This window comes from Lysobacter sp. BMK333-48F3 (assembly GCF_019733395.1).
Lineage (GTDB): Bacteria > Pseudomonadota > Gammaproteobacteria > Xanthomonadales > Xanthomonadaceae > Lysobacter.
In genome coordinates this window covers 3,797,349-3,815,036 of the sequence record NZ_JAIHOO010000001.1, presented here as the reverse complement: position 1 = coordinate 3,815,036, position 17,688 = coordinate 3,797,349, and the positions used below count along the sequence as shown (strand labels likewise).

Sequence of the window (17,688 nt, the reverse complement as noted above, 5' to 3'; positions counted from 1 at the left end):
GATGCTGCTGCGCGTCGCGGTCGAATCCGACCTCGACGCGATCGCCGCGCTATACGCGCGCGAAGTGCGCGAGGGCGTGGCCACTTACGAGTACGACGTCCCCGATCGCGCCGAGATGCGCCGGCGTTGGCGCGCGATCGCCGACGCCGGCTACCCCTATCTGGTCGGCGAGGTCGACGGCGCGTTCGCCGGCTACGCCTACGCCAGCGCCTACCGCAGCCGGATCGGCTATCGCTGGACGGTCGAGAATTCGGTCTATATCGAGCCCTCGATGCAGGGTCGCGGGGTCGGCCGCGCGCTGATGCTGCGCCTGATCGAAGACTGCACCGCGCTGGGGTTCCGGCAGATGGTCGCGGTGATCGGCGACGGCAGCAACGCCGCCTCGGTCGCCCTGCACGAACGCCTGGGCTTCCGCCTGGCCGGCGTGTTCCCCGGGATCGGCCGCAAGCACGGCCGCTGGCTCGACACCGTGCAGATGGTGCGCCCGCTCGGCGCCGGCCGCGACGGCGAGCCCGATCCGGACGTGCCCGGCTTGCGCTAGACGCGATGCGCCGAGACCCGACGCGCTGAGACGCAGGCCCGCTTCCGGCACGCGCCGCGGCGGCGCGCTCGGATATGCGCCGGCCGCCACGGACACGCCGGGCCGACCGGCGCAATGTGCCTTTCCCGAACCGCAGCGTCTCCGCCCTTTGGCCCAGGCGCGCGGGAATGGTTCGGCTAAGCTGAACGAAACCGCCGACGAGCGGTCAAAATAAAACGAACGGACGTGCTATTTTATGGCCATGTCGACCCTGACCGCGACCAACAAAGGCGCCGCCACCCGCGACGCGATCCTCGAACAGGCCTACGGCATCGCCTGCTCGGCCGGCCTGGAAGGCCTGTCGATCGGCCCCCTGGCCGCCGCGGTCGGCATGTCCAAGAGCGGCGTGTTCGCCCACTTCGGTTCGCGCGAAGACCTGCAGTTGGCGGTGCTGGACAAGGCCGCGCAGCTGTTCACCGGTTATGTGCTGCTGTCGCAGCTGCAGCAGCCGCGCGGGCTGGTGCGCTTGCGCGCGATCGTCGACGCCTGGTTCGACTGGTCGCGGCACACCGACGGCGGTTGCGTGCTGCTCGGCGCGGTCAGCGAATACGACGATCGCCCCGGCGCGCTGCGCGACTGGGTGGTCGAGCAGCAAAAGCGCTGGCGCGCCGCCCTGGCCCAGGCGGTGCAACTGGCGGTCGACAACGGCGAACTCGGCGCCGACACCGATACCGAGCAACTGGCGTTCGAAATCTACGGCCTGGCGCTGATCGTGCATCACGACGCCGGCCTGTTCGGTTTCGACTCCGCGCGCGAACGCGGGCGGCGGGCGTTCGATCGCCTGGTCCGCTCCTACGCAAACGCCGCTTCCGCCTCCCCCAACGCCTGATTCCGTCTCGCGAGGTCCGTCATGCATCCGCTTATCGCCAAAATTAGTACGACCGTTCGTAACATCGTACGTTTGTACGGGCTGCGCCTCGGCTTCGTGTTCGGCGCCTGGTTCGCGCCGAATGCGGCCGTACGCCGCGCGGCCGATCTGTTCTGCACCCCGTTCGCGTCCTCGCGCTCGCGCGCGTTGGTCGCGCCGACCTTCGGCGCGCGCGAGGAAACCCTGCACGTCGACGGCCACGCCATCGTCGCTTACGTCTGGGGCGAACCGCGCCAACAGCCCTATGTGCTGTTCGCCCACGGCTGGTCCAGCCACGGCACCCGCGTCGCCAAGTGGCTGCCGGCCCTGCGCGAGGCCGGTTACGCCCTGGTCGCGTTCGACCAGCCCGCGCACGGGCGCAGCCCAGGCCGGCTGGCGACCCTGCCCGACTTCACCCGCCATCTGTACGCGGTCGGCGATCACTACGGCCCCGCCGCGGCGGTGATCGGCCATTCGCTGGGCGGCGCGGCGACCCTGCTGGCCATGGCGCGCGGGCTGCAGGCCGAACGCGCGGTGCTGATCGCGCCGGCCGCCGACCCGGTCGCCGCGGTCAGCCGCTTCGCCCGCTTCCTGTGGGTCGGCGAAGACCTGTGCCGGCGCCTGATCGGCTACTTCGAAGCCCGGGTCGGACTGAGCTTCGATTCGCAGCAGGCGCACCGCAACGCGCCCAACATCGCCCGTCCGGCGTTGATCGTGCACGATCTGGACGACCGCGAAGTGCCGTGGTCGGAAGGCGAGCGCTATGCGCGCTACTGGCCCGGCGCGCGCCTGCTCAGCACCCAGGGCCTGGGCCACAACCGCATCGCCGACGACGGCGGAGTGATCGCCGCCAGCCTGCGCTTCCTGCGCGGCGAAACCGTCGGCGACACCGTGGTGTCCAGCGGCAACTTGCCGTATGGGATGGCCTGAACGGCTGGGAATGGGGAATCGGGAATAGGGAATCGTTCAAGCCCTGCAGCGCGCCGGGCGGGATGACGAGGAAACCGCTTTAACGATTCCCGATTCCCCATTCCCCATTCCCGCGGCGGGCGCAACCGCCCGCCGCCGCGGTTTGCCCGCAGCCGGCCGCAACCTCTATGCTGCGGGACTTTCTGTGCTCCGGCACAGCTGCCGCGAGCCTTCCGATCCGCATGAACGAACCGCACCTCGTATCCGACGGCCTGCAGGGCCAACCGCACGCCATCGTCGAACGCGACGGGGTGCGCTATACCCTGCTCGGCACCGCCCACGTGTCCCAGGCCAGCGTCGACGCGGTGCGCGATGCGGTCGGCACCGGGCGCTACGATGCGGTCGCGGTCGAGCTCGACCCGCAGCGCCTGCAGGCCCTGACCGATCCGGATGCGCTGTCGCGGCTGGACCTGATCCAGGTCATCCGCTCCGGCAAGACCGCCTTGTTCGCCGCCAACCTGGCCCTGGCCGCGTACCAGCGCCGGCTCGCCGAACAGCTCGGCATCGAGCCCGGCGCCGAACTCAAGCGCGCGGTGCTGGAAGCGCGCCAACGCGAGCTGCCGGTGCACCTGATCGACCGCGAGGTCGGCCTGACCTTCAAGCGCGCTTCGCAGCGGCTGGGCTTCTTCGGCCGCGGCAAGCTCGGCGTCGGCCTGGTCACCAGCCTGTTCGCCGCCGACGAGGTCGGCGAGGACGAGATCGAAAAGCTCAAGCAAGGCGACATGCTGGAGTCGAGCTTCGGCGAGTTCGCCAAGGAAAGCCCGGAGCTGTACGACACCGTGATCGCCGAACGCGACCGCTACATGGCCGCGCGCCTGCGCGAGACCGCCGGCGAGTCGCGCGAGGTACTGGCGGTGGTCGGCGCCGGCCACCTGCAGGGCCTGGCCAGGCACCTGCGCGAGGACCAGGGCGACCCGGTCGCGCAACGCACCGAGCTGGAGCAGGTCAAGACCAAGAGCAAGGTGCCGTGGGTGATGATCGCCATCACCACCCTGATCCTGGCCGGCATCGCCTGGGGCTATTGGAAAGGCGGCGCGCAGATGGGCACCGAGCTGCTGCTGCAGTGGGTGCTGTTCACCGGCGGCCTGGCCGCATTGGGTTGCGCGATCGCCGGCGGCCATCCGCTGAGCGTGATCACCGCGGCGATCGTCGCCCCGCTCAAGCCGTTCCGCCCCGGCGTGCCGACCGGCGCGCTGAGCGCGCTGGTCGAAGTGCACCGGCGCAAGCCGGCCTACGGCGACTTCCTCGCCCTGCGCGACGACGCGCAGACGATCGGCGGCTGGTACCGCAACCGGGTCGCGCGCGTGGTGCTGAATTTCCTGCTCACCAACCTGGGCTCGATGGCCGGCGTCTGGCTGGCGGGTTTCCGCATCGCCGCCAAGCTGGTCGGCTGAAAATCGCGCCCCGCTGAAAATCGCGCCCCCTCTGTAGGAGCGGCGTGAGCCGCGACAAGCGGAGCGATGTACGCAAGCGGAGACGCCGAAACCCGGATCATCGGGCTTCGACCCGGTCGCGACAGGGCTTCGGATCCTGGCGCGGTATTTCACCGCTCCGGCTGTCGCGGCTCATGACCGGAGGAAATCCCTGTGGGACGCCGCTCCTACAAACAGCGAGCGCGCTTCGCTGCGGTAGCGACGTCGCTCAACGCAACGACAACTGCAGGCGGCGCCCGTTCCAGTCGAGCACCGCGCCGTCCGGGCGGATCGCCACCAACACCGCTTCGCCGATCCGGTCGCCTTCGCTCAGACGCTGGCCGTCGACGATCACGAAACGCCGCGCCGGCTCCTCGTTCCACATGTGCATGCTGAGCTTGAGCGGCGGCAGTTGCTTGCGCGCCTCCGGCGCCAGATCGGCCAGGCGCATCGCCCCGCCCTCGCCCGCCGGCCTGGCCGTAGGGGTCGCCGGCGGTGCGATCGGCAAGGGCTCCGGCGCGGCGCCCGGGGCCGGCTTGGGTGCCGGAACCGAAGCGAGCGTCTGAGCGGGCACGGCGGCGGCTGGCGCGGCGACGGCGGCAGGCGCCGTAGCCGATGCGGCGGACGACGGACGCGGGGCAACGGGCGCTGCGGCGGAGTTCTCAGCCGCGGCGACCGCCGCCGGTTCCGTCGCTTTCGTCGCCGCATCGTCCGAACGCACCGCCGCCGGAGCGACAGCGTCGCCACCGTCGGCTACGACCGCGGTCGCGGCGGCCGGCGTAGCGGCGAGCGGCCGTCCCGGCTCGGTCGCTGCCGGCTCGGTCGGTGCCGACGCGGCGGCCGGCTCGGGCGGCGCGCGGCGCTGCGCCGGGTCCGATGCCGCATCGCGCGCGATCGCGCTATCGCCCGCCTTCGCGGTCGATTCGGCCGTTCCCGCTTCGGGACCGGAACGCAGCAGCCACAGCCCGATCGCCGCGGCGACGGCCAGCGCGCCGGCGCCCCACAGCCAGGGCGCGCCGGAGCGCGCCGGCGGCGGCGCCACCGGCGGCAGCGGTGCGTACAGATCCGGCGACTGGCCACGGCGGCGCTCGGCTTCGGATTTGCGCAGGGCTTCGAGGATCAACGACATCGTCTACTCCAGTACCCGTTGCAGGCGCGGCCCGGCGCTATCCGCCGCCGACAGCGCGAACAGGGTTTCCGGGCCGATCACGCCGTCGCTGCGCAGGCCGCGCGCGGCCTGGAACCGGCGCACATCTTCCGCGTCCGCCGCTTCGACCCCGAGGCGCGCGTCCAACCACTGCTGCGGCGCGCCCTGCAGGGGCTTGGGCAAGGGCGTGCTCAAACCGTCCGGACCGCGCCACAAGGCGGCGTATTCGCCGTTCCACAGGCGCTGCAGGGCGATCCGGTCGAGATCGGCCTCGCCGCCGTGCAGCCACAGCCGCGCGTCGACCGCATCGACGCCGCGCAACAGCGCCCAGGCGCTGCGGCCGTCGGCGTTCAAGCGCAGCAGCACCGGCCGGCCCAGCGCGGCCAGCGCGTCCAGGCGAGCGTAGCCGCGCAGGCAGTACAGCCCCGGCGCGACGCTGCGCGCGCAGGCCGACGCGGTTTCGGCCGCAGCCGCATCGGCCGGCAGCTGCCACAGGCCGAGCAGGCGCTGCCAGGCCGCCACCGGCTCGGCGGCGGCCTCGCCCACCCGGCGCGTCGCGGCCGCCGCGTCCAGGCGCGGTATCGCGGCCGCTTCGACGCGGGTTTCGGCCTTGGCCTGGGGTTTCGCCGCCGCGGCAACCGGGGCTGCGGCGCGAGCCGGCGCAACCGGCTTGGCCGCACCGCGGCCGTGGCCGGCGCGCGCCTGCGGCGTCGCCGCGGTCGCGGTGGCGGCGGTCTCGATCGGCCGCCACCACCAGGCCGCGGCCGCGACCACGCCGGCGAGCACCGCCGCGACCGCGGCGATGCGCGCGTAACGGCGGCGGCGCGCGACCGGCGCCAGGGCTTCCTGCGCGGCCTGGTCGACCAGCGACTCGCCGATCGTCGCGTCGTCGCGGGCGTAGCCGCCGAGCAAGGCGCGTTCGGAGATCACGTTGATCAGGCGCGGCACGCCGCCGGAATGGGCGTGGATGCGTTTGACCGCCGCGGCGGTGAACGGCAGCCGCTGGCCGCCGGCGACGCGATAGCGATGGCGCAACAGCGCCGCCGTCTCCAGCACGTCGAGCGGGGTCAGGTGGAAGCGCGCGGTGATGCGCTGCGACAGCTGGCGCATGTCCGGCCGCGCCAGCATGTCGCGCAACTCGGGCTGGCCGATCAGCACGATCTGCAGCAGCTTCTGGGTATCGGTTTCCAGGTTGGTCAGCAGGCGCACCTGCTCCAGCGCGTCGCGCGACAGGTTCTGCGCTTCGTCGACGATCAGCACCACGCGCAGCCCGCGCGCGTAGGCGTCGAGCAGATAGGCGTTGAGCGCGTCGACCAGCGCCTTGACGCTGCCGCGGCGGCCGGCCAGGTCCAGGCGCAGTTCTTCGCCGATGGTCTCCAGCAGTTCGACCGGACTCAGGCGCGGGTTCAGCACCAGCGCGGCGCGGGCGTTGTCGGGCAATTGCTCCAGCAGCAGGCGGCACAGGGTGGTCTTGCCGGTGCCGACCTCGCCGGTCAGCAGGACGAAGCCGCCGCCGCCGCCCTGGCCGACGCCGAACAGCAGGTGCGCCAGCGCGTCCCGGTGGCGTTCGCTGAGGAACACGAAGCGCGGGTCGGGCGTGATCGAGAACGGCGGTTCCTTGAGCCCGTAATGATCCAGGTACATGCGCGTGCCGGCGGCGGCGGAATGCGCCTAGCCTGCCACGAATCGCGCGCGGACGCGTGCCCGGGGCGGTCGCCGCGGGCGCCGGCGCGGCGCCCGCGCCGGGACGCGTGATCCGCGCCGGAACCGGAACGTGCGCCAGGGCACGGACCGGCCAGCCGCGGCGGCGTCAGCGCGCGCTCAGGCGTGCTGCGCCGCCGGTTCCGCCGCGCCCGCGTCGTGCGCCGGCAGGCCGCGCGCGCGCCGCACCAGCTTGGCGGTGCCGCCGCGCAGGTCGTCGAGGATGGCGTAGATGGTCGGCAGGAACAGCAGGCTGACCACGGTCGAGAACGCCAGGCCGCCGGCGATCGCGCGCGCCATCGGGTAGTACGGCGGCATGTCGCCGCTGGTCTTGGTCGACAGCGCGATCGGCACCATCGCCAGGATCGCCGTACCCATGGTCATCAGGATCGGGCGCAGCCGCTCGCGGCTGCCTTCGACCAGCGCTTCGGTACGCGACAGGCCGCGCCGGCGCAGGTTGTTGATGTGCTCGATCATGACGATGCCGTTGTTGACCACCACGCCCATCAGCACCAGCACGCCGATGAAGGACATGATCCCGAAGGTGGTGCCGGTGATCCAGAACAGCCAGAACACGCCGAACACCGAGAACAGCACGCCGCTCATGATCGCCGAGGGGAACAGCAGCGACTCGAACACCGCCGCCATCACCACGTAGATCATGATCAGGGCGATCAGCAGGTTGAACAGCATCTGCTGGTTGGCCTCGTCGTCGCGCTGGAACGCGCTGCCGTCGAAGGAATAGCTGTAGCCCGGCGGGAACGCGATCCGCTTGAGGATCGCCTCCATCTCCTTGCGCGCCTCCGGCACGGTGACCTTGTCGCCGAGGTTGGACTTGATGGTCAGGGTGGTCTGGCGGTTGACCCGGTTGATCTGGGTCGCCGACGGGCGCACCTCGACCTGGACCATGCTCAGCAGCGGCACGGTTCGGCCGTCCGGCGCGCGCACGGTGAACGAGGCGATCTCGGCGGTGTTGAACTGGTCGGCGCCGGCGAAGCGCGCCCACACCTGGACCTCGGTGTCGCCGCGGCGGAACTCGCGCAGGGTCGCGCCGCGCAAGGCCAGGCCGACGAACTTGGACACCTCGTCGGCGCTGAAGCCGAACGCGGCGGCACGCTCTCGGTCGACCCGGATGCGCAGTTCGTTGTTGCGGTCGCCGGCGTCGATGCGCACGTCGCGGAAGCGCGGGCTGCGGGCCAGGATCGGCACGATGTCCTGGCCGAGCTGCTCGAGCATGGCGCTGGAATCGCCGACCAACTGCACCTGGACCTGGTTCTGCTGGCCCTGGTCTTCGTCGAAGCCGACGCCGATGCCGGCGCGCGCCGACTTCGGCAGGCCCTTGCTGATCTGGTCGGTGATCGGCTTGGTCTTCTTGACCAGCTCCTTGTCGAAGGTGATGACCGTGCTGGCGTCGCCGTCCTCGCTGTAATACGAGTACACCTGGGTGATGTGGAACTTCTTGCGGTTGGCGTCGAGGTAGTCCTCGACCCGCTTGACCTCGTCCGACATCTGTTCCTTGGTGTAGCTGCCCTTCCACTGGTAGTAGATGTTGGCGCTGTCGCCGCCTTCGCCGCCGAACATGTCGAACTTGGTCTGGGTCATCGGCAGGATGCTGATGGCGATGATCAGCAGGATGCCGAGTACGCTCCAGCCGCGGTGCTCCAGGGTCCAGCGCAGCAGCGCGGCGTAGTTGCGCTGCAGGTAGGGGATCAGGCCGGTGCTGCGGTTGATCGTCGGCGGGGTCTTCAGCCGCGCCGAGATCATCGGGATCAGGCTGACCGCGACCAGCCACGAGGCCAGCAGCGAGACCGAGATCGTGATCGCCAGCTGCGACATGAAGATCTTGATCTGGTTGGTCTCGCCGAACAGGTTCGGCACGAACACGATGCAGTGGCACAGGGTGCCCGCCGACAGGGCGATGGCGACGTGGCGGGTGCCGATCACCGAGGCCAGCCGCGGCTGGTCCGGCATCTTCTCGCGTTCCTGGTAGATGCTCTCGACCACCACCACGGCGTTGTCGACCAGCATGCCGACCGCCAGCAGCAGGCCCATCATGGTCAGGATGTTGAGGGTCACGCCGACGAAGTACATGAAGCCCAGGGTGATCACGAAGCAGATCGGGATCGCCAGGGTCACCATCAGCGTCGACGGCCAATGGCGCAGGAAGAAGAACAGCACTGCCATCGACAGCACCAGGCCGACCGCGCCGGCCTCGGCCAGTTCCAGCAGCGAGCTGGTCACCTCCTCGCCCTCGTTGGAGATGATCTTGAACTGGACCCCGCGCAGCGCCGACTCGGACTTGACCTTCTCGACCTCGGCCAGGGCCAGGCGCGAGACCTCGACCAGGTTGGCGTTGCGGTCCTTGAAGATGTCCAGGCCCACCGCCGGACGGCCGTCCAGGCGTCGGCCGTAGGCCATGCGCTTGGGCTTGTAGCGGACCTCGGCGATGTCGCCCAGGCGGGTGCCGTTGGTGCCGATGACCAGGTCGCGCAGCTGCTGCAGGTCGGTGATCTCGCCGATCGGCTGCACCCGCAGGCGCCGGCCGCCGTCCTCGATTTCGCCGGCCGACACCGAGAAATTGACCGTCTGCAGGCGCGTGGTCAGCTCGTTGAGACTGATGTTGTGCGCGGTCAAGCGGTCGGGCGCGATCGCGATCTCGACCTCGTTCGGCGACACCCCGGAAATCTCGACCTTGGCCACGCCCGGCAGGCGCTCGATGCGGCGCTTGAATTCGCGGTCGATCAGCTCGTAGGAACCGGACAGGTCGTGGTCGCTGGCCAGCCGGACGCGCAGGAACGGCTGGTCGGTGGTGGAGAACTTGAGCACGAAGTAGCGCTGCAGGTCGTCCGGCAGGTCGCTGCGGATCGCGTCGATGCGCTCTCGCGCCTCCGAGGCCGCGATGGCGACGTCGCGGTCCCAGTCGGCGAATTCGATCACCACGCTGGCGTTGTCCGCGCGCGCCTCGCCCTGCATGCGCTTGATCCCGGTCATGGTCGACAGCGCGTCTTCGGTCGGCCGCAGCAGGGTGCGCTCGACCTCTTCCGGGGTCGAGCCGGCGTACGGCATCTGCACCACCAGGAACGGGAACGAGATCGACGGGAAGGCCTCCAGCGGCAAGCGCACCGCTGCGATCAGGCCGATCACGAACATCGACACGAAGGCCATGATGATCGTGACCGGGCGCCGGATGCTGAACTCAGCAACGCTCATCCTGGACGCTCCTCAGGCCTGGCCCGGCTGGTGGCCGTGCGGCGGGTGGTGCAGGTCCGCGTCGGTCAGCGGTTCCTGCTCTTCGTGGATGTGCTCGGCCACCGCGTTGGCGTCGCGGCGCGCGCGACGCGCGCGTTCGCGGTAGTGCTCGTCGGAGCGGCGGTCGAGCAGGTCGTACACCACCGGGATCACCACCAGGGTCAGCAGGGTCGACACCAGCAGGCCGCCGATCACCGTGATCGCCATCGGCGCGCGCACCTCGGCGCCCTCGCCGGTGGCGATCGCCAGCGGCAGGAAGCCGAACAGGGTGCAGGTGGTGGTCATCACGATCGGGCGCAGGCGCGAACGCGCGCCCTCGATCAGCGCCTCGCGCTTGGCCACGCCTTCCTCGCGCAGCTGGTTGACCTTGTCGATCAGGATGATCGCGTTCTTCACCACCAGGCCGACCAGCAGGATCAGGCCGATGAACACCACCACCGACACCGGCGAGCGGGTCAGGACCAGGGCCAGCACCGCGCCGACCAGGGCCAGCGGAATGGTGAACAGGATCACGAACGGGTGCAGCAGCGATTCGAACTGCGAGGCCATCACCAGATAGACCAGGAAGATCGCCAGGCCGAAGGCGAACAGCAGCGAGTTGATCGACTGCTGCAGTTCCTCGCCCTGGCCGCCGATGTGCATGCCGATCTCGGGGCCGAGCGGCTGCTCGGCGACCATCTGCCGGACCTCGTCGATCGCGCCGCCCAGGTCGATGTCGCGCAGGTTGGCCGAGACGATCGCCACCCGCACCTGGTCGGCGCGGTGGATTTCGCTCGGGCCGGTGGTCGAGACCACCTCGGCGACCGAGTTCAGGGTCACCGGCCGGCTGCTGCCCGGATTGACGATCAGGCGGCGGATGCTTTCCAGCGAGGCGCGATCGGACTCGCGCGCCCGCACCAGCACGTCGATCTTGCGGTCCCGGAAGCTGTAGCGGGTGGCGACTTCGCCGCGCACCTTCTTGACCACCGCGTCGGCGATCTGGCGCGTGGTCAGGCCGAGCGCGCCGGCGCGGTCCTGGTCGAAGCGGATCTGGATCTCGGGGAAGCCCTGCTCCACCGTCGACTTGACGTCGGCGTAGTGCGGGTTGGCGCGCAGCATCGCGGCCATGCGCTGGCCGGCGCGCTGGATGGTCTCCAGGTCCTGGCCGCGCAACTCGATTTCCAGCGGCGTGGAGAAGCTGAACAACTGCGGTCGGGCGAAGCCGACCTGGGCCGCCGGATGGACGGCCATGGTCTCGCGCAGGCGCTCGGTTTCGGCCGCCTCGACCTCCTTGCTGCCGCCGTCGGCCATCACCACGGTGAGCTTGCCGATGTTCTCGCCGCTCTCGGTGGGATTGGCGTCCAGGCGCGTGCCGCTGCCGCTGACGCCGAACAGCGCGCGGATGCCGGGGTCCTTGTCGTGCTTGAGCTGCAGCTCGCGCACCAGCTTGTCGGTCTCGCGCAGCGGCGTGCCCGGCGGCAGCTTGACCGTCATCTCGAAGCGGTCCTGGGCCAGCTGCGGGATCAGGTCGGCGCCGAGCAGCGGCACCGTGGCCATGGTCGCGACGAAGGCCGCGCCGGCCAGGACCAGCACCAGGGCCGGCCGGCGCATCGCCGCCGGCAGCAGCTTCAGGTAGGCGCTCTCGGCGCGGCCGTAGGGCGCCATCGCCAGGTCGCTGGCCTTGCGCATCACCGGACCGACCACCGCGGCCAGGCCGCGCCAGAACTTCACCACCAGCCAGCTCAGGCCGAACACCGCGCCGCGCACGCCGGTACCGGCGCCGTGGCCGACCGCGGCCAGCGGCTTCTGCAGGCGCGAAGTCGGCTGCCAGCGCGGGTGGCCTTCCTCGTCCGGGAACGCCATCGGCGGCCGGCCCTTGAGCGCGCTGAGCATCGGGATCAGGGTCATCGACACGACCAGCGAGATCGCGATCGCCAGCGCCACGGTCAGGGCCTGGTCGCGGAACAGCTGGCCGGCGATGCCTTCGACGAACACCAGCGGCAGGAACACCGCTACCGTGGTCAGGGTCGAGGCCATCACCGCCATGCTGACTTCGCGGGTGCCCTGGATCGCCGCCTCGAGGATGCCCAGTCCGCGTTCGCGCGCCTTGGCGATCGACTCCAGCACCACGATCGAGTCGTCCACCACCAGGCCGGTGGCCAAGGCCAGGCCGCCCAGCGACATCACGTTGAGGCTCAGGTCGAGCTGGCCCATGAAGAAGAAGGTGGTGACGATCGAGACCGGCAGCGACAGGCTGATCACGAACGTGCTCCAGCCGTCGCGCAGGAACAGGAAGATGATCAGGATCGCCAGCAGGCCGCCGATCACCGCGTCCTTCTTGACGTCGGCGATGGCGTGGCGGATGAACTGCGACTGGTCGTCGATGGTGGTCAGCTCGACGTCGGCTGGAATCTGCGACTTGATCGCCTCCAGCCGCGCCTGGATGGCGTCGGCGGTGGCGACGGTGTTGGCGTCGCCTTCCTTGTAGATCGCCAGCTCGACCGCTTCCTTGCCGGCCAGGCGGATGATCGCCTCGCGTTCCTTGTAGCCCTGGCGGACCTCGGCGATGTCCTTGAGCCGCACCGGCTTGCCGCCGGCCGGGGTGCTCTGCGAGCCGTCGTTGGCGCTCTGCACCGAGGCCGCGGCGGCCATCGCGTCGGCCGAGCCGGATGCGGCGGCGACCCGGGCCATCTCGGCGGCCGCGTCGGCGGCGGCGTTGCCGCCGGCCTGCTGGGTGGTGACCAGCATCTCGCGGATTTCCGGCACGGTCGCGAACTGGTTGACCGTGCGCACCAGGTAGCGCTGGCTGCCCTCCTGCAGGCTGCCGCCGGAGATGTTGATGTTCTCCTGCTGCAGGCGCTGGATGATGTTGTCGATCGGCAGGTTGAGCTGGGCGATCTTCTGCTGGTCGATGTCGACCTGGATCTCGTCCTCCAGGCCGCCGCCGACCTTGACCGCGGCGACGCCATCGACCGGTTCGAGCTTCTTCTTCAGATCGTCGTCGGCGTAGCGGCGCAGCTCGGTCAGGCGCCGGATCGCGTCGGTGTCGTCGGCGGCCGCGCCCTTGTTGGACAGGGCGATGCGCAGGATCGGCTCGGTCGAAGGGTTGAAGCGCAGCAGCACCGGCTTCTTCACTTCCAGCGGCAGCTGCACGACCTCCATCTTGTCGCGCACTTCCAGGCTGGCCTGGTCCATGTCGGTGCCCCAGGCGAACTCGAGCACCACGTCGCTCTGGCCGGTGCGCGAGACCGACTTCAGCTTGCGCAGGCCCTTGACCACGCCCAACGCTTCTTCCAGCGGCTCGGTGACCAGGGTTTCGATTTCGGTCGGCGCCGCGCCGGTGTACTCGGTGCGCACCGTCAGCGTCGGGTAGCTGAGGTCGGGCAGCAGGTTGACCTTGAGGCTGTTGAGGGCGATCACGCCGAACAGCAGGAAGGTGATGGTCACCATCGCCACCGTGACCCGGCGGCGCGTGGAGAATTCCACGAGGTTGAAGGACGTCGTGTCCGAAGGCTGAGCCACAGTCAGTCCCCACGTTCTCTTAGTGTTGTCTGCGGCCGACGCCGCGGCGGCCGCGGCGTCGGCGATGGCGCGCGTGGAGCGCGCTTATTGCTTCTGCGTGGCCGGCTTCGCCGCGGCGACTTCACGCGGCGGATTCTGCCCGATCAGCTGCACCTCGGTGCCGTCGCGCAACGCGGTCTTGCCGGCGACCACGACCTGGTCGCCCAGCTTGACCCCGTCGCGGACCTCGGCCCAGGCGCCATCGAGGTAGCCCAGCTTGATCGGCACCCGCGCGACCTTCTTGCCGCGGACCACGAACACCGCCGGATCGCCTTCGTCGTCGAGCAGCGCCGCGCGCGGCACCACCAGCGCGTCGGCGCGGTTGTCGTAGTCGATGCGCAGGCGGCCGAACATGCCCGGCTGCAGCGCGCCGCCGCCCTCGAAGCTGCAGATCACCCGGAACGTGCCGCTGCCGGAGTCGACCACCGGCGCGACCCGGTCGACGGTGCCGGCGAAGGCCTTGCCGGGCATGGCGTCGACCGCCATCTGCACCGGCAGGCCGGCCTTGAGCGTGGCCAGCTCGCGCTCGGGCACGTTGAGCGTGGCCTCCAGGCGCGAGGTGTCGACGATGCGGATGATCGGCGAGTTGATCTGGACGAAGTTGCCGGTCTTGATCGAACGCGACGCGACGATCCCGGAGATCGGCGCCTGGACGTTGGCGTAGGACAGTTCCAGGTTGGCCATCCGGTTGGCGGCGCGCGCGTTTTCCATGTCGTAGCGCAGCTGGTCGATGTCGTTGGCGCTGAGCAGGCGCTGTTCGGCCAGTTGCTTGGAGCGGGCGTAGTTGGCCTCGAGCTTGCGCAGGGTGGCGTTGGTCTGGGCCGCCGCCAGCTCGGCGCGGGCCGAGTCCAGCCGGACCAGCACCTGGCCGGCCTGGACGTGCTGGCCTTCTTCGACCATCACCGACAGCGCCACGCCGGAGGTCTTGGCGACCACCTGCGACTCGGCGCGCGCTTCCAGCGGCGCGGTGCCGGTATAGCTGGCCGCGATCGCCCGCCGGGTCGCCTGAGCGACTTCGACCGGGACCGCTTCGGATGCCTTGTCCTTGGCTTCCTTGCCCTGAGCCTCGGCGGCGCCGGGGCCGCCCTTGCAGGCCGCCAGCCCGAGGGTGCAGGCCAAGGCCAGGGCGGCGAAGGCCACCGTGCTGCGCGCCGAAGCACCGCCGTGGCGGTTATTGGAGAGATGACGCATGCGAAACGACCCCAGGATTCTAGTAATCACAGCTGCCAATGGACTCGGCGGACCGGCCGTATGCCGGTGTTGTATATAGGTATATCACCGGCCCGGAAAGCCACCATCCGCCGAAGGTCATGGTGACTGGAGCCATGCATTTATTCTGAGGCACGGTAAGCGCGAGCGGCCGCGGCCGCCGTCATTCCGGCCCCGAAGCATGGATGCGTCGAACGACGACTTCGTTGCAGTCGCGTCGCCGGCTATACTCGCCCACTTATGCGCGGTCTCAGGCCGCGTAGAGCCAGCCACCACCTTTCGCTAGCCATTCGAGATTGCGGACTACGACATGATGCGACCGCTGACGATCGCCTGTTTCGCTCTGACCCTGGCCGCCGCTACGGCGTACGCGCAGGAACCCGCCAAGGCGCCGGCCGCTGCCGCCGCGCCCGCCACGGCCGCCCCCGCCGCTGCCGCCCCGGCCAAGTCGCCGGCGAAAGGCAACGCCGAAACCGGTCGCCAGCTGACCTATACCTGCCAGGGTTGCCACGGGGTCACCGGCTACAAGAACGCTTATCCCAACTATCACGTGCCCAAGATCGTCGGGCAGTCGCAGGAGTACCTGGTCAACGCGCTGACCGAGTACAAGAAAGGCACGCGCAAGCACCCGACCATGCAGGCCCAGGCCCAGAGCTTCTCGGACCAGGACATCGCCGACATCGCCGCCTTCCTCTCCAGCGCCAAGTGAGCCGCCCCATGACCCAGATCCGTTCGATCAAGCGCGGCTTCGCTCTGGCTGCCCTGTCGCTGGCCCTCGCCGCCTGCTCCAACGCCGATGCGCCGGCCGGCCACTCCTCGGCCGACCGCAACGCCGGCCACACCTCGTCCTCGTCGGGCCTGCCGGCCGGCCGCATCGCCGAGGGCGAGAAGCTGGCCAGCGTCAAGGGCGCCGCCACCGGCCAGTCCTGCGTCGACTGCCACGGCGCCGAAGGCAATGCGCCGATCGATCCGACCTACCCCAAGCTGGCCGGCCAGTACCACGACTACATCGCCCACTCGCTGCAGATGTACCGCGACGGCGACCGCGAGCACGCGCTGATGTCGAACCAGGCCAAGACCCTCAACGATCAGCAGATCGCCGACCTCGCCGCCTACTTCGGTTCGCGCGACAAGGGCCAGCTGCGCGACCTGCACGGCATCCACTGAGCCGGCGCCAGCTTCGAGCGGCACACAACAAACGGCCCGCTCGCGCGGGCCGTTTTGTTTTGCGCGGCTTTGTTTCGGGCCGCGCCTTGCGCCGGGCTTGGCTGCCGCGCGGCCGACGCCGCGCCAGCGGCCGGGGCGGCGCTCAACCGCCCGGCGGCGGCCGCACGCTGCCGTTGTCTTCCTGCAGGTGCGGCTTGAACGGCACGTCCGGCGGCGGTCGCGCCTCGGCCGGCTGATCGTTGAGGTTGGGATCGTTGATGCCGCAGCCGCCGCCGGCCATCAACAGCACCACCGAGCACTGGATGCGCTTGCCGGTGCCCGGGATCGGGATCATCACGGTCTGCACGCTGCGCCGCACCCACTCGGCGAGCAGGGTCTCGTTGGGGCGCCAGTACTTGTCGAACGTGGTCGGCTCGTAATCGTTGGGCTTGCGCCGCAGCCAGGTGCCGGCGCGGTCGAGGTCCTTGATCTCCTGAGTGATCGTCCCCGGCGGCTGGCCCGGCGAAGCCGAGCCCGGGGTATCGGCCAGGCGCACCCGGCCGTCGCTGCCGTACAGGCCGGGCGTCTGTCCGGGCTGGCCCGGCTGGCCGCCGGGGCGGTTGCGCGCCGCCTCGCCCCAGTCGTCGCCGCGCTTGGGCGAGGACCAGGTGCCCGGAGCCGGCGTCGGCTTGGGGCCGGCGCCCGCGGTCGCGGCCGGCGCTCGCGCGGCGGCGTTCGGCGCGCTCGCCGCGGCGTCCACCGCCGCCGCCGCGTCCGCGGCGGAGGCCGGAAACGCCGGCGCCGCGGTCGGCGCGGAGGCGGTGGCCGCCGGCGCGCGCGCGGCCGGCGCCGCGGCCGAGGCCGGCGGGCTGGGCGTCGGGATGTCCGCCACCCGCACCGACGGCGCGGTGCTGCGCAGTTGCGGCGCACTGATCGGACGGGTCGGCAGGTTCACGTTCGGCAAGGCCGGCGCGGGCGTCGGCGCCGGCACCTCGCGCACCGCGACCTCGCGCGGCCGCGCGCTCAGGCTGGGCGCGGCGATATCGCGCTGCGGCAGCTCGCGCGCGATCGGTTGCACCGGCGCGGGCACGTCCTGCGACGGCACCGGCCGGTTGGCGGCTTCCAGTTGCGGCACGCGCACGCTGTCGTCGACCCGGCGCCGGGTCGGCGGCAGGACGAATTCCTGCGGCGCGTCGGGCAAGGCCTTGCTGACCATCACCGGCTGCTCCGCGGCGGGCGGCGGCAACTGCGGCTCGGGCACGTCGCGTTGCGGCACCTCGGGGACCGCCGCCTGCAGCTCCGGCGCCGGCGGCGTCGGCAAGTCCGGCTGCGGCGGCGCCGGTTCGGCCGCGGCGGCTTCGCTGGGGGCCTGGGTCTGCGCCGTCGCCGGGGCGGGCTCGACGGGTCGTTCGCTGGGTTGCTGCTGGCCGCCTCCGGGCCGTTCCGGCGTGCCGTCACCGACCAGCTCGATCAGGGTCACGTCCTCGCCCTGCACCGGCGGCCGGGCGGCGAAGTACTGCAGGTACATCAGCCAGATCAGCAGGCCGCCGAAGATCAGATGCCACAGCAGCGAAGTCGAACCGGCGAACCAGCGCAGGCCGCGTTCCTCGCGCGCCGGCGGATGCCATTCCTGCCGCCACAGGGTCGCGAACGCCTGCCAGCGGTTGAGCGCGGCGGCGCGCCCCGGCGGCTGCGCCAACGGACGCTGCGCCAGCACCGCCAGCACCGCATCGGGGGTGGCGCCGGTCACCGCATCGGCGCGCGCGGGCATCGCATCCAGCCACTGCTGCCAGCCGGCCGGCAGCTCGCCGGGCGTCTGCGCGTCGCGGCGCGCCGACAGCCGCAACCGGCGTTGCAGGGCTTCGATGAGCGAGGCGGCGGTGGGCAT

At 70.8% G+C, this 17,688-nt stretch carries 12 protein-coding genes; 6 read left to right on the top strand and 6 right to left on the bottom strand.

Features of this window, described 5'->3' with window-relative positions:
- The first annotated feature begins 1 nt into the window (after position 1).
- The 4 genes from K4L06_RS16525 (at position 2) to K4L06_RS16510 (ending at position 3,790) form a co-directional block, all read left to right on the top strand.
- Positions 2–541: a GNAT family N-acetyltransferase gene (locus tag K4L06_RS16525; RefSeq protein ID WP_221673664.1), complete on the top strand. Its 540-nt coding sequence runs from the start codon at positions 2–4 to the stop codon at positions 539–541.
- Between the two features lie 235 nt (positions 542–776).
- On the top strand, positions 777–1,409 hold the full coding sequence (locus K4L06_RS16520; protein WP_343225775.1) for a TetR/AcrR family transcriptional regulator: 633 nt from the start codon (positions 777–779) through the stop codon (positions 1,407–1,409).
- 72 nt (positions 1,410–1,481) lie between these two features.
- Positions 1,482–2,357 (top strand): alpha/beta fold hydrolase, encoded by an 876-nt coding sequence (locus K4L06_RS16515; RefSeq protein ID WP_255595177.1) that lies wholly within the window; start codon positions 1,482–1,484, stop codon positions 2,355–2,357.
- Between the two features lie 221 nt (positions 2,358–2,578).
- Positions 2,579–3,790, top strand: coding sequence for a TraB/GumN family protein (locus K4L06_RS16510; protein WP_221672438.1), 1,212 nt, complete (start codon positions 2,579–2,581; stop codon positions 3,788–3,790).
- A gap of 247 nt (positions 3,791–4,037) precedes the next feature.
- Here the strand turns inward: K4L06_RS16510 and K4L06_RS16505 are convergent, their stop codons facing one another.
- From K4L06_RS16505 to K4L06_RS16485, 5 genes are all read right to left on the bottom strand, one after another.
- On the bottom strand, positions 4,038–4,937 hold the full coding sequence (locus tag K4L06_RS16505; protein ID WP_221672437.1) for a general secretion pathway protein GspB: 900 nt from the start codon (positions 4,935–4,937) through the stop codon (positions 4,038–4,040).
- Between the two features lie 3 nt (positions 4,938–4,940).
- Entirely contained in the window at positions 4,941–6,599 is a 1,659-nt protein-coding gene (locus K4L06_RS16500) for an AAA family ATPase (RefSeq protein ID WP_221672436.1), read from the bottom strand.
- A gap of 177 nt (positions 6,600–6,776) precedes the next feature.
- Positions 6,777–9,866, bottom strand: a complete 3,090-nt coding sequence (locus K4L06_RS16495; protein WP_221672435.1) for an efflux RND transporter permease subunit — start codon at positions 9,864–9,866, stop codon at positions 6,777–6,779.
- 12 nt (positions 9,867–9,878) lie between these two features.
- Positions 9,879–13,412: an efflux RND transporter permease subunit gene (locus tag K4L06_RS16490; protein ID WP_255595685.1), complete on the bottom strand. Its 3,534-nt coding sequence runs from the start codon at positions 13,410–13,412 to the stop codon at positions 9,879–9,881.
- Positions 13,413–13,490: 78 nt separating this feature from the next.
- Complete coding sequence (locus K4L06_RS16485; RefSeq protein ID WP_221672434.1) at positions 13,491–14,636, bottom strand: efflux RND transporter periplasmic adaptor subunit; 1,146 nt, start codon at positions 14,634–14,636, stop codon at positions 13,491–13,493.
- Positions 14,637–14,967: 331 nt separating this feature from the next.
- On the opposite strand from K4L06_RS16485, the gene K4L06_RS16480 reads away from it, so the two are divergent.
- Together K4L06_RS16480 and K4L06_RS16475 are read left to right on the top strand one after the other, a co-directional pair.
- Positions 14,968–15,363, top strand: a complete 396-nt coding sequence (locus K4L06_RS16480; protein WP_221673661.1) for a cytochrome c — start codon at positions 14,968–14,970, stop codon at positions 15,361–15,363.
- Positions 15,364–15,371: 8 nt separating this feature from the next.
- Positions 15,372–15,821, top strand: a complete 450-nt coding sequence (locus K4L06_RS16475) for a c-type cytochrome (RefSeq protein WP_221672433.1) — start codon at positions 15,372–15,374, stop codon at positions 15,819–15,821.
- A gap of 142 nt (positions 15,822–15,963) precedes the next feature.
- Here the strand turns inward: K4L06_RS16475 and K4L06_RS16470 are convergent, their stop codons facing one another.
- The gene (locus K4L06_RS16470) at positions 15,964–17,688 is read right to left on the bottom strand and encodes a hypothetical protein (RefSeq protein WP_221672432.1); all 1,725 of its coding nucleotides are present in this window, start codon (positions 17,686–17,688) and stop codon (positions 15,964–15,966) included.